This window comes from Paenisporosarcina macmurdoensis (assembly GCF_042658845.1).
Taxonomy (GTDB): Bacteria; Bacillota; Bacilli; order Bacillales_A; family Planococcaceae; genus Paenisporosarcina; species Paenisporosarcina macmurdoensis.
Window position 1 is genome coordinate 16,076 of sequence record NZ_JBHSRI010000004.1, and the last position, 24,494, is coordinate 40,569.

The window sequence follows — 24,494 nt, forward strand, 5'->3', positions numbered from 1 at the left end:
TGTCAGCGGGCGAGTTTTTAATGTTACCGTAACAAATATCCCGCTACGCTACTTCCTATTAACAACGCAACCATGATGGCTGCGAGTAACCAATCACGGCCGTTTATGAAAATTGGTTCGTAATACGTCGAACGTCGCTCGCCCGTAAAGCCTCGAGCTTCCATGGCAAATGCAGATCGTTCGGCACGACGAACAGCTCCTGCAAGTAACGGAATTAACAATCTCCGCAAACCTAGTAATCGTTGCCAGACGTACTTTTCTTCTCCAATTCCCCGCAATCGGTGTGCATGACGAATGTGAATGAATTCCTCCTTCACGACGGGTAAAAACTGATAGCCAACCATCACCCCATAGGCAAGTTTTGGAGACAGGCGCAACTGTTGCATGAGACTCATGACAAATTTAACTGGCTCCGTGGTTAATGCAAACAACAAGGACATCGATGAAAAAGCGAAGACACGGAACGCTAATGATAACGCTGTATTCCACTGAGTATGTGTCACTTCAAATCCTCTCCATGACCAGATGACATGGCCACTTGTATCAGCGGCAAAAAGCAAAGTAGTCCATAAATAACCGAAGGCAGTAAAGGCGATGGGGATCATGAACAAAGACCAGACTTTCCAATTCACTCGACTAAATAATAGTTGAAGAAGGATAACCCCCAGGAAGAATAATAAAGGGGTCCATGGATTGAAAAACCACGCTAGAGTCAACATGGAAACTAGAACTAAAATAAATTTTAGGCTAGGATTCATTTCGTGTAACCATGTGCGACTAGACATGTGAACACGCTCCAATCGGTGCTACTAGTTGATGTTTTTCTAATACTTGCTCCAGCTGCCACAACACATCATTGTCAAACCACCCAGTCAATTGCCCATCTTTAATTAACAAAATAGTGTCAGCAATGGCTGCTGCAAAGGTCATATCATGGGTTACGATTAAAATCGCAAATCCTTCTTTTGCGCGAGCATCGATTAAATGAAACAATTCTTTAAGAGCCGCTTCATCTTGTCCAGAAGTAGGTTCATCCAGCAAAAGCACAGGTCTTTTATCTGCAAGCATCGCCCCAATGGCCACGCGCCGCTTTTGCCCATGGCTGACTGAGAAAGGGTGAGCTTGCTCTATTTCGTTCAATCGTAAACGACCCATAAGGTCAGAGATCTCTTCTTCATTTGTGTTATTCGAAAATCGGATTTCTTCTCTTACACTTTGTGCGACAAATAACTGTTCAGGTGATTGTGGAACATAACCCGGAAGCATGTTGCCACTTTTTATCATGCCCTGTGATTTTTTTAAAATGCCACATATGGTTTTTAAAAGAGTAGACTTGCCGCTGCCATTTGGACCTGCAAGTACGGCGATTTCTCCTCGTTGTAAATGAAATGAAATGTCCTTCAATAACTGTTTACCTTTCACATGTACATGTATGTTTCTAGCTGCAAAAGCTACTTCTTCTTGAATAGCCGAAACGCGTTTAGGATAGGACATGCTAGACCTTACTGGATTCACTTCGATTGGGAGGTCTCCTGATGCATGGACGTGAATGGCACGATCAAAAAAAGTTCCCCATAGATCAAGTTGGTGCTCGACGGCGATAATAGTTAATGGATATGGCCATTTCAAGGTATCGAGCCACTCCACAAATTGTTGTGCAGTTAGCGGGTCTAGATGGGCAAGTGGTTCATCGAGTAACAACACTTCTGGTTGCATGAGAATCGCGCACGCTGTTGCCACGCGTTGTTTCATTCCCCCAGAAAGAGTTTGTATGGTCGTTTTACGGAATGCTGTAAGTCCCGTCATTTCAAGAGTTTCCATGATGCGGGTCTCCATTTCTGGTCGACGAACATGCAAGTTTTCTAATGTGAAAGCCATTTCCTGTTCAACTGTGGGCATACAGAACTGTGTATCTGGATCTTGAAACACAGTAGCAATACGGTGGTTGATTTCACCAGGTGCAAAACTTGCAGCATCACGTTGCCAAAGTGTGATTGAACCTTCAAGGTCACCATCGCAATTGTCAGGATACAAGCGATTCATTAAATACAATAAGGTGCTTTTCCCGCATCCACTTGGACCATATAAAGCGACACGTTCACCAGCTCGAATGGAGAATGAAATGTTTCTGAAAACGGGAGATTCATCGTCTGGAAATTGAAAAGTAACACCTTTAAAATCAATGATTACCGGAGTTTCTTGAGTTATAACATTTGTTTTTGTGAGAAGGGAATTAACCAATAACCTCACCTTTTATCTTGTGATTTCTACCTGCATCACGAGAAATGGCATAACCACGAAGGGCCCCAGTAGCGAGTAAACCATCCGATAAATACTTACCACCTAAGCCAGCAATAACAGCTCCACTGATGACACGAAGCGTAAACATTAACACTAATAAAGATGGATCGAGAGCCGCGTAACCAGACACCAAGAAGCCATAAGCAAAACTAAAGACTGCGGAACCGACACCTGCTAAACAAAGTACCCACCAGTTATAACGCTTGTAGCCAGTTGCAGCAAATGCCGCTTCCGCACCTAGTCCCTGAACAAGTCCCGATAAAATCAAACGAGGACCAACTGCATTACCAATCATCACTTCAATCATGGCAGCCATCGTTTCTGACAACAAAGCAGCACCTGGTTTACGAATGATGTACGCACTGATAATCGAAACAATAAACCAAATTCCAAACATCCATTCATACGCAATTGGACCAATCACACCCGCCCAAATGTTACCGACTTGGACAAATAGTAAATACACGACCGCAAATACAACGGCAAACACGGACATTAAGACGACTTCTTTCAGTTTCCATGACTTCAACATGCTACGCATCTCCTTTATGAGAAGGGCTGTTGATGCTCATGTTTACAGTCATCACCAAGTGTTTATATTGGTCCGAACGAGCATGAGTGAACGATTCTTCAAGGAACGTAAATACCTGGTGGATATCGCCATGGAGTCCGCTTGCATAGTGCATCGACTCATTAAATACGCCATGTTCTTTTGCACGAGCTACTTCTGTATAAATGACCGACATATAGTCGGGGTTATTCATTGGATAGAGCGCAAACTGGGATGATACATATTGTTTGATCTCACGAATTTGAGGTTCATTTAACAAAATGTCATCTTTCTCTAAAAACACATCTCCCGCAGAATCCCCAGGACAACCAATCGAAAAGGTCCCGTTAAATGCCACATGTGCTCCAGTTTTTGCTGCATATAAAACAATCGCTCTGACTGTATCAAAGACGTGAATTTGCTTGCCGCGCATGACTGTGCTGACGTCATCCGTGTGCATCCAGACGTTTGATGTATCCGCTTCACGCAAAGCCCCTTTAATAATCTCAATAAAATTGTCTGCCATTGGATGAAGCGAAAATCGCAACCCCACTATTGGACTTGTTCCACAACTAAACACTTGTTCCATTCCCATCTCCTCCTTTTAATTGGTGTGATTAGCGAAAAAATTATCCCTAAATCACTGTTTTTGAACATAAAAATAGCCACATTCGACGTGGAATGCAGCTGTTTTGCTCAAAATAAGAGTTGGGCAAAAGTCGCCGCACTTCCTCACGCCAGTATTACCTGGATCGAGTGTTAAGGGATCGGAGCTAATGCTCTCATCTCAGCCAAAATATAGCACCCCTAGTGCAGTAATCGTATGTAGTTGTTTAAATGTTAAAGAACGGCTTCATTGTAACGCACGAAAAAGGTGTTGTAAACAAAAAGAATAAGAGCTGTAAAGTTACTAGTTAAATTATTTGACTGGTGAAACTAAGAATGAGATTTAAAATAATAATTTGTAAAGTACATATCCAACTAGTAATACAATTATTAATAATCCTGTTCCTTTCCAGCCTAAGTCACCAACTAAATCTGTTAAATTTCCATTTTCACCTCGACTGAATCCATCTCTTAATGCACCGCCCGGATTTCTTTTAAGTTCTTGTTGTCTTAATCTCTCTCTTTTTTCTTTTGGATGTTCTTGACGATTATTCAAACCAAGCACCCCCTATGAGTAATACTTCAACTAACCCGCGACGGTTGAAGTGAATACCTTCGCAATCTTATGTTTATTTTAACATAAATATCCATTTTTTATTTAAATAGTGCCATCCGTCTTCCATAATATGTAACGATTAATTCAGCTTTTCCTTAACAAAACTTGTCAAATTTCAAATTCTGTTCTATATTGTATATAACAAGTCTGTTCTAGTGTTAATAGAACAAAAGGTGGTCACATATGTTTATTGAGATTGAAGCAAATTCGGCTGTTCCGATCTATTTGCAATTGGCCCAACAAATTATTGAAGGTGTTGCGAAAGGTAGCTTGAAACCGGGTGATTCATTACCATCTGTTCGCGCATTTGCTGCAGACCTTGGGATGAACATGCATACCGTAAACAAAGCGTATCATTATTTAGAAGAGAAGGAATTTATCCGAATTGTACAGAAAAAAGGAGTATTCATTCATGAAAATGGAGTTCGAAAAGCATCTGAACTAGATCGTCTCCGCTTGAAAAAAGAATTACGTCCAATCATTGCAGAAGCACTTTGTCTACAACTGACTCAAGCTGAAATTGAGCTGTTAATAAACGAAATAACTTTAGACTTGAAGGAGGAAAAGTAATGGCCGCAATTATTTTTATTGTCATATTAATTTTCATTATTGCCATTCAAGCTTTCTTACCAAAGTTTTTAAGAGAAAGTGAGGCATTTGGGATATACATTCCCGATACTCATGTCAAAGACCAACGAATAGTACACATGAAAAACCGCTATACACAACTCATTTTAACGAGTGGAATCCTCATAATCGTGATTTTTATCGGATGGCTATGGATGTTCCGTCCTGCTGAAGAACAAATCGTCTTTTCAGGCATGGTTGCTCAAATTGGGGCGCTCATCTTTTCAATGGGACTTTATGCTAAAAATCATATCTCATTAGCTAATTGGAAGAAAAATGAAAAGTGGACGGAAGGGCAAAGTGAACGAAAAGTAGTCGACTTGCAATTTCGTGAACAACTTAAAATATTACCGAGCCTCTTCTTTATCATTCCAATGTTAATCACTCTTGGCTTAGGTGTCTTGGGGTTAAGCCAATACGATACGTTACCCAATCAGATTCCAACACATTGGGGACCAAGTGGTGAGGCAGACGCATTCGCTGAAAAAAGTTGGGGTTCGGTGAGTGCTTTGCCAATGATTACACTTTTACTCCAAGGGATGATGCTGTTCTTCAACGGTGCGATGAAACAATCAGGCGCAAAAATTCAAGTTCGACACAAGAAACGTTCACGTCAGCAACAACTCGCTTTTCGAAAATATTCAAGTTGGTTATTATTTGTCGTGACCATCACCGAAACTGTACTGATGGGGTACTTACAGCTGACAATCATCTATCCTGAAATCATGTCTGCAAGTGTGACGTTAGGCTTTACAATTGGCTATTTAGTTATCATTCTTGGGTCAGTTCTGTACTACACTGTAAAAGTAGGGCAAAGCGGTACAAGAATCGCTGTTGCAGAGCAAGATGTCAATCCTGAAAATGTCATTGATATGGATGACGATCAATACTGGAAGTTCGGTTTATTTTATGTGAATAAAGACGATCCGAGCATTCTCGTCGAAAAGCGATTCGGTATTGGTTGGACGATCAATATGGGACACAAAGGTAGTTGGGTTTTCTTGGTTTTATTAGTTGGAAGTATTTTTTTGATAGCAACATTACTTTAAAAAGGAGAGATGAAAATGGATTTTCTAGAGGGGATTTCATGGGGAGTTATCGCACCGATATTTATTATTCAACTATTATTATTAGTTATCGCACTTATTGATTTATCAAAAATATCTCAGGCAAACGGCCCTAAGTGGGTGTGGGCATTAGTTATTATTTTCGTTAATATTTTGGGACCAATTATATACTTCATCTTCGGGAGAAAACAAGGATGACGGCGATTTTAGAGGCGGTTAACTTAACGAAAATATACGCATCAGAACGAGCTGTCAATGAAGTGAGTTTCTCTCTTATTGAAGGAACATCTACTGCTTTAATCGGTCCAAATGGTTCAGGCAAAACAACTACTTTATCGATGTTAGCAGGATTATTGCAGCCGACAGAAGGAATGATTGCGTTTAATGGGGAGAAACATGCAGATGTAAGAGAGCATATTGGATTTCTGCCACAATATCCTCAGTTTTTCTCTTGGCTGACTGCATTGGAATTCACCGAAATGGCTGCTCGGTTAAGTGGAATGGATAGTCGTAGCGCCAGAGTAGAAGCACAAAAAACGCTTGAATTCGTTGGACTTGGAGAAGCTTTACGCAAAAAAACGGGTACTTTTTCAGGTGGAATGAAACAGCGTCTTGGCTTAGCACAGGCCATCGTTCACAAACCAAAGCTATTACTGTTAGATGAACCAGTATCCGCGCTCGATCCAGTCGGAAGACGTGAAATCATGAATTTATTGAAAAGCTTGCAACAAAATATGACGATTTTATACTCAACCCATATTTTAAACGATGCTGAAGAAATGACGAATCAATTACTATTTTTACGAAAAGGCCAATTAGTAGAACAAGGATCACTAGGTGATGTCAAGGCAAAATATGATTCCCCTCGATATCGTGTAGAATTTTCTAGTGCGCAAGATGCACTTACATTTGCTGCAAGAGCACCATGGAAAGTTAAGTATGAAGGAGCATTTGCCTTTATTGATCTGAACAATGAGTTGCCAGAAATGAAAGATGTATTAGGTTATTTAGCTACAAGTGGGCTCAGTATTCGTAAAGCAGAGCGTCAAACGGCGAGCTTGGAAGAAATCTTTATGAAGGTGGCGGGACAACAATGAAGGATCTATTCGTATTGTTCCAAAAAGAGTGGCGAGAAAATACACGTAACTTTAAAATCTTGTGGATTCCACTTGTCTTTATATTCTTTGGAGTGTCTGAGCCGCTTACTAGTTATTACTTACCTCAAATTTTAGAAGCCGTTGGGAATCTTCCGGAAGGCGCGGTATTTCCATTTCCAGATTTCACACCCGCCCAAGTAATCATGGCCACGATGGGTCAATATCAATTTATCGGGATGCTGGTCCTAGTATTAGGATTTGCAGGAACCATTTCTCGTGAACGGAAAAATGGCACAGGAACACTTCTTTATGTTCGACCGATTTCCTACTTCAGCTACTTTTTAAGCAAGTGGAAAGTCATTGGCACTATTGCCTTAGTTAGTGTATGGCTTGGATTATTAACGACATGGTATTACACGGAACTGTTATTCGGAAAAGTGGAGGCCGCAGATTTCTTCGCATTTGCTGGAACCTACAGTGTATGGATTTTATTCGTCGTAACCATCGTAGTTGCCATGAGTGCTTGGTTGCCAACGGGTGGAGCAGCAGCAATATCGCTATTATTAGTCTTAGGCGTGCAAATTATTGATTCATTGCTAGGTGCGTATTGGACCATTTCACCATGGAAGTTAGCCATTTATGCAACACAATGGTTGACTGGTTCACCAGATGCATCGGAATTTTGGTGGAGTATAGTGGTTACGCTTTTGGCTATAGTGGCTCTCATGATATTCGGAGTATGGATGTCAAAACGTAATGCTTCGAAAACTAAAGTATAAATAGAAGTAAATCCCTCTCCAGAAAAAAATGGAGGGGGATTTGCTTTTGCAATCATTGGGAATCTTTATTCTCAGTGTCTGGCCCATCTGTCGTCGGTTTATCATTTCCCATTTCTGAGCCATTTCCGTCAGACGGAACCGCATCATCAACGCCTTCTGGCATGTATTCTTGGGTTTGATCATTTGGTTCATCTTGAGTACCAATGGATTCGCCATTTCTATTAACTGAACATCCAGTGAGCATAAATATAGTCAAAATGACGAATAATATAGATTTCATAGTCAAATTTTTTCCTCCTGTACAACCAAATTTGCTTTCAAGTTTAGGTTGTACATGCACGGGTTAAATATGTATTTAAAAAAATGATTATTGTTGTTTTCAACCATCAAAAAAATTTGGAATGAAGAAAAAGATATGAGATTTCCAAAAGAATATGGTTTCTGCCCAACTTATGTTTATTTCTGACCAACTCCGAGGTGTTTTCGACCAACTAATCATAATTTCCGACCAACTAAGTGGTGTTTCCGACCATTTAGCAATATTTCAGCAAATTTATCTTCCAGGTCTTCGGTTGTCCTCTGATTTGAACCATGCGCGAATCCCTTTTCCAGCATATGGTTCATCTGCAAAACGAGGGAGGATATGAAAATGCGCGTGTTGGATGGATTGATTCGATGCGTCTCCAACATTCCAACCGAGCGTATAGCCATCAGGAGCATAATTGTCGTTGGCAAATGCTTTCACTTGCTGCATTAATTCGTATGTAGCTGCCCATTCTTCTGGCGTTAAATCAAAAACTGTTTGACGATGAATTTTTGGAACGATGAGTCCGCTGCCTTCTAAAATGGTTTGATGACTCGGATGTTGTAAATACCGACAAAATTCATTTTCAAATACAATGCGTTGTTCAGAATCCGTTTGTGGTTCGCAAAAAGGGCAAGTCATATCTTTGGTCATTGGGTCACCTCTTTTTCTTTTAATTGTATACAATTGGAAGGTTATGAAGCAAATCATGTAGAATGAGTGATAAACGGGAGGAATGCAACATGCAAAAACAGCAACAGGCCGAGCAAGCGGTTCGAAACTCTGAGCGCTTTCTGACGGCTTTTCACCGTATTGAACAATCAATGAAAGACATCATCGGTACAAATGATCACTTATCATTTTTTAAACTAGTTGAACTGTCGAAACGCAAAAATGCAATCGTTCGAAAATATGAAGAAGATTTACGAGAATATGCCACTTTACGAAATGCGATTGTACATCATCAAACATCTACAGAATATGCAATTGCAGAACCACATGATGAAATTGTACTAGTACTGGAAACAATAGACGAAGCACTAGCTAAACCTATTACTGTTGGTCAAATGTTCGAACGCGATGTCAGTATTCTTCAAGCAAAGGACACGTTAAGGGATGCATTAAAACTCATTCGAGATAAACAATTTACCCAAATACCTGTATATGACGGAAATGTTTTCGTAGGGTTATTAACAGCAGTAGGCATTATGTTTTGGCTCGCAAACCATGTCGAAAAAGAAGATATTTCCTGGGAAATATCTGTCGAATCAACACTGCAACATGAAAAGAAGAAGGAAAATCATCTTTTCGTACCACGTGATATGTCTATTTTTGAAGCTGAAGAACTGTTTAAAGATGCGATCGCTAAAGGAAGACGATTAGAGGCATTGTTAATTTCGGATGAAAAAGGCTTGGTTGGCATTGTCACACCGCTAGATTTGATTGAAATTGAAGCATGAAAAGGTAAGGTGATTTCTCATATTGAGATGTCACCTTTTTACTATTTGATAACCTTAAGGGTAAGAAAATTAAAATAGCTCAAAATTTTATTTTGGCCACTTATGTGCCCTTGATAATTTCATTTTCCGTTTTTATTATAGGTCAAATAAACTATGTGATAAAAAGCCGGAATTTCCGTGTGTTACCATGCAAATGAGGTGATGACATGATTATGAAAAGACGGGGAATAGACCATCATTTAGAAGGGTTACAAGCACTATTCAGACGATTACCTGAGAGTCATCAATTGAGGGATACGATTGATAAAAAGATAGGGATGAAGACCGCTGGCATCCGCGGTGAATCAAAATTGGTAAAGGTATTCGAAAATTATACGTTCTTAGATGAAATCTACATTTTACATGATTTATCCTTTTACTCAACAGGACGGGCACAAATTGATTGCCTCGTCATAACTCCAAATTTCGCCCTGATTTTAGAGGTGAAAAACATAGCAGGTGAGATGTCTTTCTTAATGGGAACAGGTCAAATATCAAGGGTTTTAGATAATGGACAGATAGACCATTTTGAAAGTCCTATGATTCAAATTGATCGTAATAGTGATTTGCTCTTTGATTTGTTTCGTTTAAAGGACATACACATACCTATTTTGGGAGCTGTTGTTTTGTCCAATTCAACACAAAAAGTGAATGTGCAGCCCAATCAGTATCCGGTACTATTCTTAGGAGAAATCCCATCATTTATTAAACGACAAATCAAAAATCAAACCGTGATTGAGCCGAATCAAGCAAAAATTATTGCAGAAATGCTAGTCAACGAACATCAACCTTTCAATCCCTTTCCAATTTGCGACAGATGGCATGTCGATACTTCATGTTTGAAGAAGGGTGTATTTTGTACGAAATGTAGCGAGGGCATGATGAAACGTAGTTTTCGCACATGGATTTGCGAGGCGTGCTTTCAAAGAGACCCGTATGCTCATATTCAAGCAATAAAGGAATGGTTTATGTTGGTTGGTGGACAAATTACGAATAAGGAATGTCGTGAATTCTTAGGGGTACAGAGTCATCAGTTGGTTTCTAGACTTTTAAAAGAAATGAATCTCATAATAGAAGGTAAAGGGAATCGCACAACATATAAAATGGGTTTTCGAGAGTGAAAATTAGCTGAATGGACAACTAGTAACAATGAGTGGACGGAAATTGCTATTGAATGGACGACCATGCCCGAAGAGTGGACGGAAATCAATGTTTAGTGGACAACAAACCATAATAAATGGACAACACATCAAATCTTCCTGAAAAACCAAACCTAATTGGGAGAAGGACTGCGCCTTCTCGTTAAAAGAAAAAAACCTTCCTTTTCTTCGGAAGGTTTTCATATAAAATGGTGTTTCGAGAGTGAAAAATTGCTGAATGGACAACTAGTAACAATGAGTGGACGGAAATTGCTGTTGAATGGACGACCACACCCAACGAGTGGACAACAAACCATAATGAGTGGACAACCCACAAAATATTTCTTGAAAAACCTAATTGGGAGAAGGACTGCGCCTTCTCGTTAAAAGAAAAAAACCTTCCTTTTCATCGGAAGGTTTTTCCGTGACTATTATACTTCGCTCATTACCGCGTGAGTATTGCCTTCACCATCTTTGAAAAAGGCCATCCAGATCTCGGTGTTACCCATTTTTCCAACCATATGTGGTTCATCAATAAAGTCTGCTCCGGCTTCCTTCATTGACATTACAGTTGAAGGTAATTTATCTACTTTGAAATATAGGACTGAACTTGGGTGATCGAACTCTGCTTTCTCTGGCAGACTTAATAGTAATCGTGTTTCTCCACATTGGAAAAAGGCTAATCCGTTTGATTCAAAGAGTAAAGGTAACCCGATGACATCTTTGTAAAAAGAAACTGCGCGCGTCACGTCTTTTACATTCACGGCAATTTGCCCGATTGACTCAATTGCTAGATTCTTCATATACATAATCCCTCCAATTTCTCATTATTATTCTTTCGACAAAAAGGTTGGAACTCCTGCTATGGTATCCTTTAGAAAAAGGGGGATACGTATGTTACATCACGTGGAAATGAACGTTTCGAATTTAAAGGAGTCACGAGAATTTTATGATTTTCTATTGCCGAAATTGGGCTATACACTTTATCAAGAGTGGGAGAAAGGGGTTAGTTATAAATATGACGCCACTTATCTTGTGTTTGTTCAAACTGAAGAAAAGCATGGGGACACTGCGTATCATCGAGGACGTACAGGTTTGAATCACTTAGCGTTTCATGGAGAGTCGCGTAAACATGTAGACGATTTAACGGAACAACTAATCAATCGTGGAATCACGATATTATATAAAGATCGTCATCCTTATGCTGGAGGAAGTCAGTATTATGCGGTATTTTTTGAGGATCCGGATCGTTTTAAATTAGAGATTGTTGCACCTGAATAAAGGGTATGAGTAGTAAAAGGGGTGAGGGACATGCCATTTGATTATGATTTGGATTTTGACAACCTGGACTTTCGGAAGCAGCCTGAATTGTACCGAGTAGGTCGCGGGGAACAAGGTGTTTTGTTAGTGGAACCTTATAAAAGTGAAATTCTGCCCTACTGGCGATTCAAAACACCAGATATCGCAAAAGAATCTTCAGAAAAGATAATGGAGTTGTTCGAGGACTATCGGACAAAAGACGATTTTGTGGGAATGGATATGTCACGGAAATTTATTCAAATGGGCTATACACGCGCTCGCCGTTACACCAATTATAAGGGTGGTCGGAAATATAACGAGGATGGGTCAACTAAGGAACGCGACATAGACCCCGTAAAAGAGAAATCAGCTGCCATTTTCAAAAAGAAATGGGACCAAATTCGTCAGGACGATGACTATTTGAAACGGAAAAAGAAACATCAAAAAGAATTTGGATAAAAAAGCTGAATTAAGCATAATGAATGACAAGAAGAAAAAAATTGATTCGGAGGAATCTCCATGAATATTACGATTTTCGGTGCAACGGGGCGGGTAGGAAGTGAAGTTCTAAGACGTGCACTTAATGATGGACTTCACGTAACGGCACTTGTGCGTACACCTTCAAAATTAGCGCCGCATCAAAACCTAACCATCCTTGAAGGGGATATTCGCGATGCTGCGATTGTAAATCATGCAATTGAAGGCGCGGATGCTGTGTTTAGTGCAATAGGTACCGACAAAACAACGACATTAACAGAGGCAATTCCGTTAATTATAGAAGCTATGAGTAAAGGAAACGTTAACCGAATCGTGACAATCGGCACGGCAGGGATTTTGCAAAGTCGAACCAATTCGGAACTATATCGTTTTCAATCTACAGAATCAAAACGTCGCTTAACCTTTGCAGCTGAAGAGCATGCCAAAGTTTATGAACAACTTATGGCTACGGATTTAGAGTGGACGATTGTGTGTCCAACCTATTTACCAGATGGTGAAGCGACGGGAGAATGGCGTACAGAGTGCAACTTTTTACCGCTAGATGGCGTTGAGATATCAGTAGGTGATACAGCATTTTTTGCGTACAAAGAATTGCTAGACCCACAGTTTATTGCGTCACGAGTTGGTATTGCTTATTAAAAAGGAGTTCCATATGTTTAGAAAATTAGTGAAATACGTATTCATCTTGGCTTGTTTGATTGTCTTTTTTTACGTCAATAATAATTGGCTTACTGTGTCCAACCACACGATGCAATCACCCGAGATTCCAACATCTTTTGATGGGTATCGTATCGTGCAAGTGTCGGATTTACATGATGCCACGTTCGGTGACAAGCAACAGCGTTTAGTAAACAAAATTCAACAAACGAAGCCGGATATGATTGTCATCACAGGAGATATCATTGATAGCAACCGATACAATTTACAAAATAGTTTAGATCTCATTGATCAAATTGTGAAAATCAGCGATGTTTATTATGTAACAGGCAATCATGAGGTTGCGACAAATGATGTGGAAAGAATTAAAGAAGAATTAATGGCTCGAGGTGTACGTGTTCTATCGAATGAAACCGCAACTGTTGAACGCGCTGGAGAAACCATCTCTTTAACCGGAATTGACGATCCATTAATGGGGGAAGTTGCTCCACAAATGATTGCCGATTCGCGTGTGCCGAGCGACGCATTTACCGTTCTTCTCGCCCATCGTCCGGAAGACTTTCAAGCATACGTAGATGCAGGGATAGATGTGACGTTTTCAGGCCATGCTCATGGTGGGCAGTTTCGCATACCAGGTATCGGTGGACTTGTAGCACCAGGACAAGGTTATTTCCCGAAATATACGGCAGGCATTCATGAACAAGGACAATCGAAACTGGTAGTTAGCCGTGGCTTAGGAAATAGTATCATTCCAATTCGCTTATTCAACTTGCCAGAAATCGTCGTGGTCACGTTAAAGTCAAGCTAACAAGGCTAACTCGGGTTCAACTAATAGGAATCCGAAACCTACGGGCATAAATACGATCAAATGCACGAATAACTTTATACACAAATTAATGCGACTCAGGATTTTCATAATAAGTAAATAACACCATATTAAAACCAACTCAAAGGGGAGATCTCATTGTCAAACTCAATTACATTAAATCCATACGAACCTGATCATCAACAAGCGTTGCAATTTTATCCATTAACTCCAGAACAACTGGAATACACGGAGCATCCATTGGACTTACTGAAACATGATGGGCATTCGAGAACACCGGTCATTATTTTAGCTCGTAATCAAATCGCTGGTTTTTTTGTACTAGATGTTAGTGATGATCGTTACTGGTATACCGAAAACCCAAACTCAGTTCTCTTGAGAGGCTACTCGATTCATCCGGATTTTCAAGGTCAAGGTGTTGCTGAAGAGTCTATTCTTGAGCTACCTTCTTTCATCCATAAACATTTCCCTCAATTTGATGAAGTAGTTTTGGGTGTAAACGAACGCAATGAAGCAGCTAGACATGTCTATTTGAAAGCTGGATTTACAGACGAAGGACGACGTTATATGGGGCCAAAAGGTCAGCAATATGCCCTTCATTTATATGTGCCAAACGAGGCTGAAGAAGCTAAATAAGATCTTAATTAAGTGGAATAAAAAGGATTTAATATAAGCACAATATCCTGCAAATAGTCGGATATTTAGATTTCCGAAAGAAGATATGGTAAGATGAAAAAACTAAATTTATGAAAGATCACAATGAAAGGGGTACGAATTCCATGTATATTGTCCATTCTATGGTTCATGTACCAAAAGGGAAGGCGGATGAGGTAATTGCTATTTACCAAAATCGTTCTCGCTTGGTGGATACATTTGAAGGATTTGAAGCCTTTCATTTGTTACAAAATGATAAACGTCCTGAAGAGTTAACGGTTCATATGCAATGGGTCGACAAAGCGGCTTATATGAAATGGGTAACAAGTGAAGCATTCAAGCATGTGCATGACTTGGAAAAGAATTACCCTGATCAAGAGCTTGCGGCGATCGTCCCTAAAGTATCCAAATACCAAGTGGTGGCTACATGAATAAACAAGCGAGAGAAGTAGCGATTGAACAAGTAGTTGCAGAAATTTACGAAGCATACCCTGAAATTCTTGAACGATTTGGGGAGGCTGGGAAAGCCCGTTGTTATGAAGATAACCATCATCACTTCGATCACTTAGAAACAGCGGCAAAGCTTGGACAACCTGAAGTTTTCACGAATTACGCGACGTGGTTGACGAACTTATTGACCGCACGGGGAATGAATAAAAATCATGTCATCGATAATTTTCAACGAATTCATGATGTGTTAGAAACTACCTTGGATACGGATGCGAAGGCTTTTCAAAAGCTTTTGAAACAAGGCATTCAAGCCATACAATGAAGAGTGAAATGAAAGACTGAGGTGAGTTAAATGACCCCAAAGGATTTAGTAAATGCTTTTATTGAAGGGAAATCAGATGAAGCATTTGTACAAATAGAAAAGCTCTATAGTGGAGGATTGTCGGTTGCTTCTATCTATCAAAACTATGTTACAGAAGCTATGCAACTTATTGGTGTGATGTGGGAAGAAGATGAAATTTCTGTTGCCGATGAACATTTAGCTACTTCTACTTGTGATTTTGTATTAGCCAAATTTCATAGTAGGGTGAAAAAAATTCCGATCACACCAATATCTAAAAAAGCTATGTTTTTTAGTGTGGAAAAAGAACAGCACTCTCTAGGCATGAAAATGGCCGCTCACTTATTTGAACAGGCAGGATGGGATGTTCGATTCATGGGGGCCAATTTGCCTCTAACTTATGCCGTAGATGCTGCAGAACGGTTTAAGCCCGATGTAATCGGTATTTCACTGACAATTATTCATCATTTGGAACAATTAAAGACGTACGTTGAGCAACTTGAAAGCATTCAAAGTAGGCCACAACTTCTTGTGGGAAGTCGATTGATTTCTTCATATGAGTTATCGGAATATGCATCTCCTGCTACACGCATGATTCGTAATTTTGAAGTATTGGACGAGTGGATGAAGGAATACGACGGGGTGATTCCACATGTTACCCATTAATTCATTACCATTTCCAACGTTAATCGTTGATCGTATGCTACATATAAAGGGTATGTCTCCATCGGCGTTAAGGTTATTTGGGAGCGTTACACAATTCTCAGATATACTAGATGCGGGCAGCATACTAAAACGACAACGCTTGCTAGATGAAACACTTACCGAACCTATTGAAATGAATTTAAAAACGAACAAAGATGAACAAGAACTGTTTGCGGTTTCCGTTACGTGGACTGGCGAAGAGGGAATCATTCAATGCTTTGGATTAGGTAAAAAAATAGAAAAAATCATGACGGCCGTTCAAGAACACCAAAATCGACTGGCACATGTTGATTTTGAGTTGTTATCACAAAAAGAAGTAGCTGAAAAACAACTTGTTCAAATTAAACAACTGTCGGCGCCCATTATTCCTCTTTCGAAACATGTAGCACTCGTTCCACTTTTTGGCCATTTGGATCAAGATTTAATTGTGAATACACAAGAACGGTTATCTGCAGAGTTATATGAGCGAAACTTTACGATTGTCGTGTTTGACTTCAATGGGATTGAGGTCATTACGGATTTTGGTATGAATCAATTTCAAGAGTTGATTGAAACATTTCAAATTATGGGGATTCAACCGTATATAGTTGGGATTAAACCAAAACACACGGGATTATTAAAACATTATGAGCGTGGACTGACAACTTATTTGACGACCTTACAAGAAGCGATCTCCTTATTAACATAAAAACAGTTGCCCTCATGTAAAGAGAGCAACTGTTTTGTCATTATTTATGGTCAGTGTGACGATCTTTTGTTTCGCCGATTTTTTCTTGTACTGTACCTTTAGCTTTATCGAACTTGCCTTCTGCTTGAAGTGACTTATTATCTGTTGCGTTACCAACTTGATCTTTTACTTCACCTTTGGCTTTGTTCACTCCGCCTTTAAGTTTGTCTGAAAATCCATTATCGTTTGTCATGTGAATTCCTCCTAATAATGTTAGTTAATTAGTAAGTACCCGACTCAATCAGTTATAAACACTCTATTTTGCAAAAGAGGATGCTCATGGAATTCATTTGGTTATTTTTCATCGGTTTAATTGCGAATGTACTTGGAACAATAGCAGGTGGTGGAGGCTTAATTAGTTTGCCCGCTATGCTACTGATGGGAATTCCTGTACACTCCGCGATTGGCGCGAATAAAGTCTCAAATACAATAAGCTCTTTATCAAGTTTCATTGTTATCTACAAATACAAAGAAGTAACTGTTAAGGAAGCGTTAATCGTTATGCCCTTATGTTTAGGTGGGGGAATCACAGGCGGCTTAATTGCTTCACTTCTTACTGAAAGTACGATGATTGTCATAGCCGTTGTATTACTTAGTTTTGCCTTACTCTCTTCGTTTTTAGGGTCAAGTGAATTTGATGGAAACCGTCCATTAGTGATCAATAAAAAAAGTGGGTTCAGTCTTTTTGGCATAGGCTTTTATGACGGTGTATTTGGTCCTGGCTCAGGTACCTTAATGATGTATGTATTATCGCATCTTGGCATTTCATATATTCGTGCAGTTGGGCTGGCCAGAATCGCAATTTTCTCAAGTTGTTTTGGAGCCTCTATCACATATATCGCAACTGGTAAAATCATGTGGGCGGTAACGATGGCGTTATTACTCGGATCAGTTAGTGGTGCTCAAATCGGGGTTCATCTTGCCCGTAAATTAAAAAAAGAATACGTAAAGCCATTACTGAGAATTGTCACAATCGCACTACTCATTCAAATTGTGGTTACTAATTTATAGAAAATAAGTATAAATATTCTGTATAATAGAAAGAAAGAGTAGAAGAGGTGACGGTCGTGAAAAAATTCTTTGTTCTCGCATTTTGCGTTCTATTTATCAGTGGGTGTGGATTCCTTGAACGAAAGACAACGGCGGAGCCAGAGTCTTTTAAAGAAGTGGCGACAAACCTAGAAATTCCTTGGTCTATTAATCAAGTGGGTGATGAATTTTACATATCAGAACGTGTCGGGACGATTGCCTACGTAAAAGAAGACGGCACTGTGGAACATCAAAAAGTGGAGTTTTCATCTCCTTTAGCAAAGGTTTCAGAAGCTGGTTTACTTGGCTTTGTCTTAACACCTACATTCGAGGACACTAAAACAGCATTTGCTTACTACAATTATGACGATGGAAAAGGTCCATTTAATCGCATCGTAACTTTGCAGTTAGAAGGCAACGTCTGGAAAGAAATCGCTATCCATTTAGATAGCATCTCAACTGGTAATGTTCATCACGGAGGACGTCTCGAAATTGGTCCTGATGGTTTGTTATATGCAACGATTGGAGATGCATCAAATCCGGATTTAGCTCAGGATCAGCAATCTAAAAATGGTAAAATTATTCGTTTAAATACCAACAATGAATGGGAAACGGTCAGTCTGGGTCACCGCAACCCACAAGGACTCGCTTGGAATGAAGAGGGAGAATTATTTGCTTCAGAACATGGGCAATCTGCACACGATGAAATCAACAAAATCGAAGAAGGCCAAAATTACGGTTGGCCATTAATCGAAGGAGACGAGGAGCGAGAAGGACTTGTACCACCGTTACTTCATTCTGGAGCGAACGACACGTGGGCACCTTCTGGTATGACGTTTCATAAAGGTAAGTTATATGTTGCCGCACTTCGAGGAGAAGGCATATTGGTCGTTAATTCTGAGACTGGCGAACTAGAAGATAAAATCACCGGTTTCGGACGAATACGGGATGTGTTTTCAAATGGTGAAGAACTATACTTCGTGTCAAATAATCGAGATGGCAGAGGAACTCCAGCAGCAGACGATGATAAACTTTACCAATATGTAGAAAAATAACAACACATTCGTATGTTTAAGTGACGGGAGTGAAAGGAATACTTTCATAAAGGAGCTGATTTCGAATGAGTAAAAAACAAGCATTGAACATTTTAAACGAAAGTCGCATCGGCACAATGGCAACAGTGAAAAGTAATAAACCCCATTCAAGGTATATGACTTTCTACAACGAAGATTTCACTCTATATACGCCAACGAATAAAAATACGCACAAAGTGGAAGATATTGAAGCAAATCCATACACCCATATTTTAATCGGCTATGAAGGTGAAGGATTTGGTGATGCATTCCTAGAAATTGAAGGCCAAGTCACTGAAAGCACAGACGAAAGCTTAAAAGAAAAGATTTGGAACGACCATATGAAAAACTGGTTTGAAGGACCAGATGACCCGAACTTAGTAATTCTGGTAGTAAAACCCTCATCAGTTCGACTGATGAATAAAAGTGGCCAACCACCCGAAACAATTGAATTTTAGTGTGTAAGAAAAGCTCGCTCTCAGTTGAGAGTGAGCTTTTTGTGTTTATGGACAGGACGAAGTGTCCGCCTCCAGGCGAATGGTCGGAAACATCGATAGTATGGTCGGAAATGTAAAAAAGTTGGGCGAAAACAGCAGATTAGTGGGCGGAAACGCAAAAAACTTGGTCGGAAACACCAAATAGTTGGTCGGAAAATAATGAACGCATAGGAAGGTTAAATGAAAAATATCTCGAATACCATATTTAGGGATGTCTTCATTCGGAATTTTAAGTTTTCATGTAAATTCTTTGCAACCGATATACCCGCCTTCCAACTAAGGGAGAAGGATAATACTGATGAGGTGGAAAAATGACAATTTATATTGCATTGCTAAGAGGGATTAACGTAGGTGGTCACAATATAATCAAAATGGCTGACTTGAAACAGCTATTCGGAACTATAGGCTTAAATAACGTACAAACGTATATCCAAAGTGGCAATATCGTATTTGAATCAGACATGGAATCTGATGAACTAAGCCAACAGATTGAGCAACAAATAAAAGACACGTTCGGTTGTTCAGTTCCTGTTATCTTGAGAACGTCTAAGGAATGGAAGAAACTAATCGACAATTGCCCATACCCAGTTGAATCACTAGTAGAAGGTGAAAGTATCCACCTAGCTTTATTGTCTGACACGCCTTCACAAGAAGCTCTTAACAAATTACAGAAGTTCCAAAATGATGTGGATCAGTACGATGTCCAAGATAAAGATATTTACTTATTTTTACGTCAAAACTTTCGCGATTCTAAACTACCACTGCAACTTCAAAAGTTAGGGGTTTCTGCAACCATTCGTAACTGGAAAACCACCATGAAACTTGCAGCAATGAGCGAGGCAATGGAGTGAAGGAAATAAACTATCTGCCAGTGCAGAATGGGTACTATGTAGATTGGATTGATGAAGGATTACCAGTAACTATTCGCTTTAATAATCTCTCGCAAAAGGACTATGTTGACACAATAAACTATAAAACAATATTACTAATTTAGTCTTTTTAAAATATATCGCTGTGGAGCGCCGTAGCTTTGTTCTGCTTCAAAATAAGCTAGTTTATTTGGTATGCAAGAAATAATGGAGGGTGCCCCAAATCCGACGGCATGTTCTAACGCAGTCATCAATGGAAGTTCTTTTCCATCAATTTTGTCATTATAAGACAAGGAGTAACAAGTAGTTTCAGCACCATACCTCTGAAGTAGTTCGAAAATATGACGGGGATCTGAGTTAGGTGTTGGTATTTCAATCATATACTTCTCGCGTAAGATTCTTTTGTGTTCATGGCATAGTCTGTTTAACGCTTGATTTCTTCTTTTTGGAGTAAACAACTCAAAAAGAACTCTTTCCTGAACTCTTTTTTCAAAGAAAGATCTAACAATAACTTCTTCTCTTTCCTGATTCATTTTTCAATTTCACCCTCTCAGATTCTTCTCTACTATCTAATTTAAAAGTATCGTCCCACTAATATACTAAGGTGATAAAAAGACAGCTAGATAATGTTATAAAATTTTAAAGTGAGAAGTCATCACATGTTGCATTCATTAATTAAAGTCATTTATCTTAAATGCCTAATCAAAAGCTTCTAATTGGGCTACTTAAATAGCTCTTTTTTTTTATACAACCAAAGAGAAATGGGCTACCTTTACAGCAAAGCTTTTTCTATGAAGTCATGTATGGATTCATTGTAACCAACCTTATCAAGAGACGTCTACTTTAGGAGTAAGGGAGGAATCTATATGACTAATTACCCTAAACGAATTCTGGTTGTACTCTTAGTGCTTTTTTCAGTTGGCTGTGGTAGTGGAAATACTAACCTCGGATATTCTGAAGTGACGATTCATGATATTACTGAATTTTTTATTGTGGAAATGATACATGAAAACAGTATTCTTATTGGAAATACGTTTTATAAAATAGGGGATGAGACCAAGCTTATAACAGCAGATAACCGAGAGCTGAAATTCGAAGAAATAAAACCTGGAGATTTAGTTGCTTTTGAAGATAAGGGATACATTTTGGAATCTTTTCCGAGTCAAGGTTTTGCCACAAAGGTTGTACTTCAAAATGATGATGAGAGCAAAAGAGTGAGTAATTCTTTAAGACATTTTATTAATAATCAACAAACAGGTAATATTTTATCTATCAGTATTTTAAAATTAACGGAACAAGAAATCACTTTAAATTTTAATGAACGGGAAATTCATGGAAAGAAGTACGAAGCTGAAATTGATCGCAAGACAAATGAATTTACGGTGAAAGAAATACCAAATGAAGAGGCACTTGAACAAGACCGGCTTAATCAAGCGATGAAAGCTGCACACCCTGAAGGGATTACTTCAGGCCATATTACAGAAATCTATGAAGATGGATTTAGAGTAAACATGGTAGACTTTACTTTTTCAGAAGATGCGCAACTAAAGAATGATTTAGGAACCTTGCTAGACAGGGAACAGTTCAAAATCGGTAGTTTTGTTACAGTGGATTACGACAAAATAGATGCGTCTACTACTGTGAATACAGGGGTTTTATCCGTTATGACATTAATTACAAAAGAAGAGAATCCTCAAGTTAGAAGTTGGATTGAATCGATAATTGAAGGGGATTCATACGAGGAACCTGCTATAATGCAAAATTACTCGCATATTGAACCGAAATATTACTCAATTATCATTGCAGATTTAAAAGACGATACTTGGGATACATTTGAATTAAAATATGATATCGAAACGAATGAATATTCAACTACTCGTATAAAGAATTGAATTCAATTTAGACTAGGATTTGAGAGTTAAGGTTTTGATTTTTGCTATAATGACCACTATGTAGCTTACATAAATAGGAGAGTGGAATATGGAAAATAACGTTTTTGAACAGATGGCAAAAAGATATGATACAGAAGAAAGAATTGAATTAGCTAAAGTTATAGTTAAGGAAGTTGGACCAGAATTACGAAATAATAAATCTAAATCATTATTAGACTATGGGAGTGGAACGGGTCTAATTAGTTTAGAATTATCAGATCTAGTAGATTCTATATTGTTGATAGATTCATCAGAACAAATGTTGGATGTTGCGAAAGCTAAAATCTCTCACAAAGGAATTATTAACTCAAAAGTACTTTATGCAGATTTTACTCAAGAAACTCCTGAACTTAAGGCAGACATAGTTTTACTGTCTCTAGTCCTTCTTCATATTCCAGATACTAAAAAAATTTTACACGAATTGTTCAACATATTAAATACTGGCGGCAAGCTAATTATTATTGATTTTGACAAAAATGATAAAATAAATCATCCGAAAGTTCATAACGGTTTTTCGCATGAAGAACTGAAAAATAGTTTATCCGAAAGTGGATTTACATCAATTGAAATTAAGACATTCCATCATGGAAATCGTATTTTCATGAATCAAGATGCCGCGATGTTTATATCCAGTAGTATAAAGTGATTTCTTGTTTTTGAATTAAGGTTTAGAAACGAGATTTCGCGGAGCGACTAGCTCATGTAGAAGGTAGATTTGCTGTTGCTATTGTCTTAACTTGCTAGGCATGTGATTGCTGCTCAGTAATCGCAAATTCATGTACAGAACTATTAAAACGTTTTGTGAAGAATAAAGGTAAACATGGTTACTGGCTTCAAGACGATTTTACACCTTTAGGAGATGTTGCGTCCTAAACTAGCGGAACATTTGGTGAAATAATACAGTCAAATAAAAGCGCTTGGAGACAAATCTCCAAGCGCTTTTATTTATACAAAATCAATTACTGTAACAGAGCCTATTGTTTAAATAAACTCATCCAACCTTTGTGTTTGAACCAAGCCAACATGGATAAGCCGATTAGTATCATGGCACCTAGTGCAAAGAAGTAGCCATTTTTCATTTCGAGTTCAGGCATGTTTTTAAAATTCATGCCGTATACACCAGCGACGAATGTTAGTGGAATGAATATCGAAGATACGATCGTTAAAATCATCATAATGCGATTCATGCGATTCGAGTTCATGGCCATATAGCTGTCGCGAATATCCGCCGTAAGTTCGCGGTTTGACTCAACAATTTCCGCCAGTTTAACAAGGTGATCGGAAATATCGGCAAAGTAGGTATATTCGTGCTTTTGAAGGTCAAAACGACTGGAGTTCAACACGCGATAGATTAAATCACTCATCGGCAAAATCGTACGACGTAACCATAGCAAATCACTGCGCATGTTAAATACGGTATCCATCGAAAAATGCTTCATATCAAATGACATTTTATCATCAATTTCATTTAAATGATCCTCAATCTTGTGGACAATAGGGAAATATGAATCGACCACTTTATCGAGGATTTGATACATAGCATAAACGGATCCACGCTCCCAAAATGAAGCATCGCGTTGTAATTTTTTACGAACTAAGTCTAACTCATCAACTGAAGAATGGTGAAAGGTAACAACAAAATTTTTGCCAACGAATATATCCAATTCTTCTGCCTCAAGCGTTTGTGCATTCAACGCATGAACAACAAAAAACTGATAGCCATCATAATAATCAACTTTCGGTCGTTGCAAGCGATCTAAACAATCCTCAATCGTAAGGGGATGGAAATGAAAGAATGAATCCAGCAATGCCCATTCCTCTGGAGTAGGCTGATCAAAATCGACCCAATACCAGTCGAATGGTTTTTTATTAAGATCTTCTAATGGGAAATCCATTTCTAATTGGCTATCAGCCGTTACGCCAAATGTTCGAATCATATAAAAACCTCGTTTCACGCGATAAATACTAGTAGTAGTTTACCACGAATTTACGAAGAGCTCGTGTTTAGAAATAGAAAAAATCGACCGTCTCCGATAGAACGGTCCATGACAAAAATCTAATTGTAATATGGGTAATTATTCTAATAATGTCTTAACACAGTATTCATACCCTCTTCATATTTAACAACTACACTAGCAGAGCAAGTCAAATATGAGGAGGCCAAACATGGATCAAACACATTTGAAACAGAAAGCTCTTCCTATCGCCATCTTTTCATTTTTAGCAATCGGTGGAGTTGCGGGAACCATTGCAAACTTTCCATTACAGAAACGACAAGGGCTACCTTTAAAGGCAAGGTAAGAGGAGAAATTCTCAATAAACCTCTACATAAACACGCTAATTAGACTTGTTAA

At 38.8% G+C, this 24,494-nt stretch carries 34 protein-coding genes and 1 riboswitch; of the genes, 23 read left to right on the forward strand and 11 right to left on the reverse strand.

Translation table 11 applies throughout. The annotated features are described in order from the left end of the window. Positions 1-23 precede the first annotated feature (23 nt). The 5 genes from ACFPYN_RS04995 to ACFPYN_RS05015 all read right to left on the reverse strand — a co-directional run bounded on the left by ACFPYN_RS04995 (position 24) and on the right by ACFPYN_RS05015 (position 4,013). Positions 24-785 (reverse strand): energy-coupling factor transporter transmembrane component T family protein, encoded by a 762-nt coding sequence (locus ACFPYN_RS04995; protein ID WP_377732911.1) that lies wholly within the window; start codon positions 783-785, stop codon positions 24-26. Beyond that, positions 778-2,241, reverse strand: coding sequence for an ABC transporter ATP-binding protein (locus ACFPYN_RS05000; RefSeq protein ID WP_377732912.1), 1,464 nt, complete (start codon positions 2,239-2,241; stop codon positions 778-780). Before ACFPYN_RS05000 ends, ACFPYN_RS04995 begins: the two co-directional genes overlap by 8 nt. Continuing rightward, on the reverse strand, positions 2,234-2,833 hold the full coding sequence (locus ACFPYN_RS05005; protein WP_377732913.1) for an ECF transporter S component: 600 nt from the start codon (positions 2,831-2,833) through the stop codon (positions 2,234-2,236). Before ACFPYN_RS05005 ends, ACFPYN_RS05000 begins: the two co-directional genes overlap by 8 nt. 1 nt (position 2,834) lies before the next feature. Beyond that, positions 2,835-3,440, reverse strand: a complete 606-nt coding sequence (locus ACFPYN_RS05010; protein ID WP_377732914.1) for a YkoF family thiamine/hydroxymethylpyrimidine-binding protein — start codon at positions 3,438-3,440, stop codon at positions 2,835-2,837. A gap of 123 nt (positions 3,441-3,563) precedes the next feature. Further along, positions 3,564-3,670: riboswitch (TPP riboswitch) on the reverse strand. A gap of 130 nt (positions 3,671-3,800) precedes the next feature. Then, the gene (locus tag ACFPYN_RS05015; RefSeq protein WP_377732915.1) at positions 3,801-4,013 is read right to left on the reverse strand and encodes a DUF6366 family protein; all 213 of its coding nucleotides are present in this window, start codon (positions 4,011-4,013) and stop codon (positions 3,801-3,803) included. A gap of 243 nt (positions 4,014-4,256) precedes the next feature. On the opposite strand from ACFPYN_RS05015, the gene ACFPYN_RS05020 reads away from it, so the two are divergent. The 5 genes from ACFPYN_RS05020 to ACFPYN_RS05040 are packed head-to-tail and all read left to right on the forward strand — an operon-like array spanning position 4,257 to position 7,643. Continuing rightward, positions 4,257-4,643 (forward strand): GntR family transcriptional regulator, encoded by a 387-nt coding sequence (locus tag ACFPYN_RS05020; RefSeq protein ID WP_377732916.1) that lies wholly within the window; start codon positions 4,257-4,259, stop codon positions 4,641-4,643. Continuing rightward, the gene (locus ACFPYN_RS05025; RefSeq protein WP_377732917.1) at positions 4,643-5,749 is read left to right on the forward strand and encodes a DUF1648 domain-containing protein; all 1,107 of its coding nucleotides are present in this window, start codon (positions 4,643-4,645) and stop codon (positions 5,747-5,749) included. The genes ACFPYN_RS05020 and ACFPYN_RS05025 overlap by 1 nt, the downstream gene beginning before the upstream one ends. Positions 5,750-5,764: 15 nt before the next feature. After that, positions 5,765-5,965 (forward strand): PLD nuclease N-terminal domain-containing protein, encoded by a 201-nt coding sequence (locus tag ACFPYN_RS05030; RefSeq protein ID WP_377732918.1) that lies wholly within the window; start codon positions 5,765-5,767, stop codon positions 5,963-5,965. Further along, positions 5,962-6,864, forward strand: coding sequence for an ABC transporter ATP-binding protein (locus tag ACFPYN_RS05035; protein WP_377732919.1), 903 nt, complete (start codon positions 5,962-5,964; stop codon positions 6,862-6,864). The genes ACFPYN_RS05030 and ACFPYN_RS05035 overlap by 4 nt, the downstream gene beginning before the upstream one ends. Further along, positions 6,861-7,643 carry an ABC transporter permease gene (locus ACFPYN_RS05040; protein WP_377732920.1) on the forward strand — a complete coding sequence of 261 codons (783 nt, stop codon included), beginning with the start codon at positions 6,861-6,863 and terminating at the stop codon, positions 7,641-7,643. Before ACFPYN_RS05035 ends, ACFPYN_RS05040 begins: the two co-directional genes overlap by 4 nt. A 52-nt stretch (positions 7,644-7,695) precedes the next feature. Here ACFPYN_RS05040 and ACFPYN_RS05045 read toward each other — a convergent pair whose 3' ends face one another. Continuing rightward, entirely contained in the window at positions 7,696-7,929 is a 234-nt protein-coding gene (locus ACFPYN_RS05045; RefSeq protein ID WP_377732921.1) for a membrane lipoprotein lipid attachment site-containing protein, read from the reverse strand. Between the two features lie 267 nt (positions 7,930-8,196). Beyond that, positions 8,197-8,601 carry an HIT family protein gene (locus ACFPYN_RS05050; protein WP_377732922.1) on the reverse strand — a complete coding sequence of 135 codons (405 nt, stop codon included), beginning with the start codon at positions 8,599-8,601 and terminating at the stop codon, positions 8,197-8,199. An 89-nt stretch (positions 8,602-8,690) separates the two neighbouring features. Here ACFPYN_RS05050 and ACFPYN_RS05055 point away from each other — a divergent pair, with 89 nt between their 5' ends. Further along, positions 8,691-9,407, forward strand: a complete 717-nt coding sequence (locus ACFPYN_RS05055) for a CBS domain-containing protein (RefSeq protein WP_377732923.1) — start codon at positions 8,691-8,693, stop codon at positions 9,405-9,407. 206 nt (positions 9,408-9,613) lie between these two features. Continuing rightward, positions 9,614-10,567 (forward strand): nuclease-related domain-containing protein, encoded by a 954-nt coding sequence (locus tag ACFPYN_RS05060; RefSeq protein ID WP_377732924.1) that lies wholly within the window; start codon positions 9,614-9,616, stop codon positions 10,565-10,567. A 449-nt stretch (positions 10,568-11,016) separates the two neighbouring features. Here ACFPYN_RS05060 and ACFPYN_RS05065 read toward each other — a convergent pair whose 3' ends face one another. Continuing rightward, complete coding sequence (locus tag ACFPYN_RS05065; protein WP_377732925.1) at positions 11,017-11,388, reverse strand: VOC family protein; 372 nt, start codon at positions 11,386-11,388, stop codon at positions 11,017-11,019. Positions 11,389-11,479: 91 nt separating this feature from the next. Between ACFPYN_RS05065 and ACFPYN_RS05070 the strand changes: the two genes are divergently transcribed. From ACFPYN_RS05070 to ACFPYN_RS05110, 9 genes are all read left to right on the forward strand, one after another. Continuing rightward, entirely contained in the window at positions 11,480-11,866 is a 387-nt protein-coding gene (locus tag ACFPYN_RS05070; RefSeq protein WP_377732926.1) for a VOC family protein, read from the forward strand. Between the two features lie 30 nt (positions 11,867-11,896). Next, positions 11,897-12,343 carry a DUF4385 domain-containing protein gene (locus ACFPYN_RS05075; RefSeq protein ID WP_377732927.1) on the forward strand — a complete coding sequence of 149 codons (447 nt, stop codon included), beginning with the start codon at positions 11,897-11,899 and terminating at the stop codon, positions 12,341-12,343. Between the two features lie 60 nt (positions 12,344-12,403). Continuing rightward, positions 12,404-13,021, forward strand: a complete 618-nt coding sequence (locus ACFPYN_RS05080) for an NAD(P)-dependent oxidoreductase (protein ID WP_377732928.1) — start codon at positions 12,404-12,406, stop codon at positions 13,019-13,021. Positions 13,022-13,034: 13 nt separating this feature from the next. Continuing rightward, positions 13,035-13,847 (forward strand): metallophosphoesterase, encoded by an 813-nt coding sequence (locus ACFPYN_RS05085; protein ID WP_377732929.1) that lies wholly within the window; start codon positions 13,035-13,037, stop codon positions 13,845-13,847. 156 nt (positions 13,848-14,003) lie between these two features. Continuing rightward, positions 14,004-14,501, forward strand: coding sequence for a GNAT family N-acetyltransferase (locus ACFPYN_RS05090; protein ID WP_377732930.1), 498 nt, complete (start codon positions 14,004-14,006; stop codon positions 14,499-14,501). A 143-nt stretch (positions 14,502-14,644) separates the two neighbouring features. Further along, a complete protein-coding gene (locus ACFPYN_RS05095; RefSeq protein ID WP_377732931.1) occupies positions 14,645-14,950 on the forward strand; it encodes an antibiotic biosynthesis monooxygenase family protein in 306 nt (101 codons plus the stop codon). Beyond that, entirely contained in the window at positions 14,947-15,291 is a 345-nt protein-coding gene (locus tag ACFPYN_RS05100; RefSeq protein WP_377732932.1) for a hypothetical protein, read from the forward strand. Before ACFPYN_RS05095 ends, ACFPYN_RS05100 begins: the two co-directional genes overlap by 4 nt. A gap of 30 nt (positions 15,292-15,321) precedes the next feature. Further along, positions 15,322-15,975: a cobalamin B12-binding domain-containing protein gene (locus ACFPYN_RS05105; protein ID WP_377732933.1), complete on the forward strand. Its 654-nt coding sequence runs from the start codon at positions 15,322-15,324 to the stop codon at positions 15,973-15,975. Further along, positions 15,962-16,702 carry an STAS domain-containing protein gene (locus ACFPYN_RS05110; protein WP_377732934.1) on the forward strand — a complete coding sequence of 247 codons (741 nt, stop codon included), beginning with the start codon at positions 15,962-15,964 and terminating at the stop codon, positions 16,700-16,702. The genes ACFPYN_RS05105 and ACFPYN_RS05110 overlap by 14 nt, the downstream gene beginning before the upstream one ends. A gap of 40 nt (positions 16,703-16,742) precedes the next feature. Here the strand turns inward: ACFPYN_RS05110 and ACFPYN_RS05115 are convergent, their stop codons facing one another. Further along, entirely contained in the window at positions 16,743-16,934 is a 192-nt protein-coding gene (locus ACFPYN_RS05115; RefSeq protein WP_377732935.1) for a CsbD family protein, read from the reverse strand. A gap of 86 nt (positions 16,935-17,020) precedes the next feature. Between ACFPYN_RS05115 and ACFPYN_RS05120 the strand changes: the two genes are divergently transcribed. The 4 genes from ACFPYN_RS05120 to ACFPYN_RS05135 all read left to right on the forward strand — a co-directional run bounded on the left by ACFPYN_RS05120 (position 17,021) and on the right by ACFPYN_RS05135 (position 20,191). After that, positions 17,021-17,752, forward strand: coding sequence for a sulfite exporter TauE/SafE family protein (locus ACFPYN_RS05120; protein ID WP_377732936.1), 732 nt, complete (start codon positions 17,021-17,023; stop codon positions 17,750-17,752). 56 nt (positions 17,753-17,808) lie between these two features. Then, complete coding sequence (locus ACFPYN_RS05125; protein WP_377732937.1) at positions 17,809-18,825, forward strand: PQQ-dependent sugar dehydrogenase; 1,017 nt, start codon at positions 17,809-17,811, stop codon at positions 18,823-18,825. 65 nt (positions 18,826-18,890) lie between these two features. Continuing rightward, positions 18,891-19,301: a pyridoxamine 5'-phosphate oxidase family protein gene (locus ACFPYN_RS05130; protein WP_377732938.1), complete on the forward strand. Its 411-nt coding sequence runs from the start codon at positions 18,891-18,893 to the stop codon at positions 19,299-19,301. A gap of 350 nt (positions 19,302-19,651) precedes the next feature. Then, positions 19,652-20,191 carry a DUF1697 domain-containing protein gene (locus ACFPYN_RS05135; RefSeq protein ID WP_377732939.1) on the forward strand — a complete coding sequence of 180 codons (540 nt, stop codon included), beginning with the start codon at positions 19,652-19,654 and terminating at the stop codon, positions 20,189-20,191. Positions 20,192-20,325: 134 nt separating this feature from the next. Here ACFPYN_RS05135 and ACFPYN_RS05140 read toward each other — a convergent pair whose 3' ends face one another. Beyond that, a complete protein-coding gene (locus tag ACFPYN_RS05140) occupies positions 20,326-20,742 on the reverse strand; it encodes a hypothetical protein (RefSeq protein ID WP_377732940.1) in 417 nt (138 codons plus the stop codon). Between the two features lie 333 nt (positions 20,743-21,075). Here ACFPYN_RS05140 and ACFPYN_RS05145 point away from each other — a divergent pair, with 333 nt between their 5' ends. Beyond that, the gene (locus tag ACFPYN_RS05145; RefSeq protein ID WP_377732941.1) at positions 21,076-22,101 is read left to right on the forward strand and encodes a hypothetical protein; all 1,026 of its coding nucleotides are present in this window, start codon (positions 21,076-21,078) and stop codon (positions 22,099-22,101) included. A gap of 88 nt (positions 22,102-22,189) precedes the next feature. Beyond that, positions 22,190-22,786: a class I SAM-dependent methyltransferase gene (locus tag ACFPYN_RS05150; RefSeq protein ID WP_377732942.1), complete on the forward strand. Its 597-nt coding sequence runs from the start codon at positions 22,190-22,192 to the stop codon at positions 22,784-22,786. Positions 22,787-23,114: 328 nt separating this feature from the next. Here ACFPYN_RS05150 and corA read toward each other — a convergent pair whose 3' ends face one another. Beyond that, positions 23,115-24,077 (reverse strand): magnesium/cobalt transporter CorA, encoded by a 963-nt coding sequence (corA, locus tag ACFPYN_RS05155; RefSeq protein ID WP_377732943.1) that lies wholly within the window; start codon positions 24,075-24,077, stop codon positions 23,115-23,117. A gap of 229 nt (positions 24,078-24,306) precedes the next feature. Here corA and ACFPYN_RS05160 point away from each other — a divergent pair, with 229 nt between their 5' ends. Continuing rightward, on the forward strand, positions 24,307-24,441 hold the full coding sequence (locus tag ACFPYN_RS05160; RefSeq protein ID WP_377732944.1) for a hypothetical protein: 135 nt from the start codon (positions 24,307-24,309) through the stop codon (positions 24,439-24,441). Positions 24,442-24,494: the final 53 nt, after the last annotated feature.

What these genes read in the sequence shown, in the direction of transcription:
- ACFPYN_RS04995 (WP_377732911.1), bottom strand. Translation starts at nt 785, where the DNA reads ATGTCTAGTCGCACATGGTTACACGAAATGAATCCTAGCCTAAAATTT.
- ACFPYN_RS05005 (WP_377732913.1), bottom strand. Translation starts at nt 2,833, where the DNA reads ATGTTGAAGTCATGGAAACTGAAAGAAGTCGTCTTAATGTCCGTGTTT.
- ACFPYN_RS05010 (WP_377732914.1), bottom strand. Translation starts at nt 3,440, where the DNA reads ATGGAACAAGTGTTTAGTTGTGGAACAAGTCCAATAGTGGGGTTGCGA.
- ACFPYN_RS05020 (WP_377732916.1), top strand. Translation starts at nt 4,257, where the DNA reads ATGTTTATTGAGATTGAAGCAAATTCGGCTGTTCCGATCTATTTGCAA.
- ACFPYN_RS05025 (WP_377732917.1), top strand. Translation starts at nt 4,643, where the DNA reads ATGGCCGCAATTATTTTTATTGTCATATTAATTTTCATTATTGCCATT.
- ACFPYN_RS05030 (WP_377732918.1), top strand. Translation starts at nt 5,765, where the DNA reads ATGGATTTTCTAGAGGGGATTTCATGGGGAGTTATCGCACCGATATTT.
- ACFPYN_RS05035 (WP_377732919.1), top strand. Translation starts at nt 5,962, where the DNA reads ATGACGGCGATTTTAGAGGCGGTTAACTTAACGAAAATATACGCATCA.
- ACFPYN_RS05040 (WP_377732920.1), top strand. Translation starts at nt 6,861, where the DNA reads ATGAAGGATCTATTCGTATTGTTCCAAAAAGAGTGGCGAGAAAATACA.
- ACFPYN_RS05050 (WP_377732922.1), bottom strand. Translation starts at nt 8,601, where the DNA reads ATGACCAAAGATATGACTTGCCCTTTTTGCGAACCACAAACGGATTCT.
- ACFPYN_RS05055 (WP_377732923.1), top strand. Translation starts at nt 8,691, where the DNA reads ATGCAAAAACAGCAACAGGCCGAGCAAGCGGTTCGAAACTCTGAGCGC.
- ACFPYN_RS05060 (WP_377732924.1), top strand. Translation starts at nt 9,614, where the DNA reads ATGATTATGAAAAGACGGGGAATAGACCATCATTTAGAAGGGTTACAA.
- ACFPYN_RS05065 (WP_377732925.1), bottom strand. Translation starts at nt 11,388, where the DNA reads ATGAAGAATCTAGCAATTGAGTCAATCGGGCAAATTGCCGTGAATGTA.
- ACFPYN_RS05070 (WP_377732926.1), top strand. Translation starts at nt 11,480, where the DNA reads ATGTTACATCACGTGGAAATGAACGTTTCGAATTTAAAGGAGTCACGA.
- ACFPYN_RS05075 (WP_377732927.1), top strand. Translation starts at nt 11,897, where the DNA reads ATGCCATTTGATTATGATTTGGATTTTGACAACCTGGACTTTCGGAAG.
- ACFPYN_RS05080 (WP_377732928.1), top strand. Translation starts at nt 12,404, where the DNA reads ATGAATATTACGATTTTCGGTGCAACGGGGCGGGTAGGAAGTGAAGTT.
- ACFPYN_RS05085 (WP_377732929.1), top strand. Translation starts at nt 13,035, where the DNA reads ATGTTTAGAAAATTAGTGAAATACGTATTCATCTTGGCTTGTTTGATT.
- ACFPYN_RS05095 (WP_377732931.1), top strand. Translation starts at nt 14,645, where the DNA reads ATGTATATTGTCCATTCTATGGTTCATGTACCAAAAGGGAAGGCGGAT.
- ACFPYN_RS05100 (WP_377732932.1), top strand. Translation starts at nt 14,947, where the DNA reads ATGAATAAACAAGCGAGAGAAGTAGCGATTGAACAAGTAGTTGCAGAA.
- ACFPYN_RS05105 (WP_377732933.1), top strand. Translation starts at nt 15,322, where the DNA reads ATGACCCCAAAGGATTTAGTAAATGCTTTTATTGAAGGGAAATCAGAT.
- ACFPYN_RS05110 (WP_377732934.1), top strand. Translation starts at nt 15,962, where the DNA reads ATGTTACCCATTAATTCATTACCATTTCCAACGTTAATCGTTGATCGT.
- ACFPYN_RS05115 (WP_377732935.1), bottom strand. Translation starts at nt 16,934, where the DNA reads ATGACAAACGATAATGGATTTTCAGACAAACTTAAAGGCGGAGTGAAC.
- ACFPYN_RS05120 (WP_377732936.1), top strand. Translation starts at nt 17,021, where the DNA reads ATGGAATTCATTTGGTTATTTTTCATCGGTTTAATTGCGAATGTACTT.
- ACFPYN_RS05130 (WP_377732938.1), top strand. Translation starts at nt 18,891, where the DNA reads ATGAGTAAAAAACAAGCATTGAACATTTTAAACGAAAGTCGCATCGGC.
- ACFPYN_RS05135 (WP_377732939.1), top strand. Translation starts at nt 19,652, where the DNA reads ATGACAATTTATATTGCATTGCTAAGAGGGATTAACGTAGGTGGTCAC.
- ACFPYN_RS05140 (WP_377732940.1), bottom strand. Translation starts at nt 20,742, where the DNA reads ATGAATCAGGAAAGAGAAGAAGTTATTGTTAGATCTTTCTTTGAAAAA.
- ACFPYN_RS05145 (WP_377732941.1), top strand. Translation starts at nt 21,076, where the DNA reads ATGACTAATTACCCTAAACGAATTCTGGTTGTACTCTTAGTGCTTTTT.
- ACFPYN_RS05150 (WP_377732942.1), top strand. Translation starts at nt 22,190, where the DNA reads ATGGAAAATAACGTTTTTGAACAGATGGCAAAAAGATATGATACAGAA.
- corA (WP_377732943.1), bottom strand. Translation starts at nt 24,077, where the DNA reads ATGATTCGAACATTTGGCGTAACGGCTGATAGCCAATTAGAAATGGAT.
- ACFPYN_RS05160 (WP_377732944.1), top strand. Translation starts at nt 24,307, where the DNA reads ATGGATCAAACACATTTGAAACAGAAAGCTCTTCCTATCGCCATCTTT.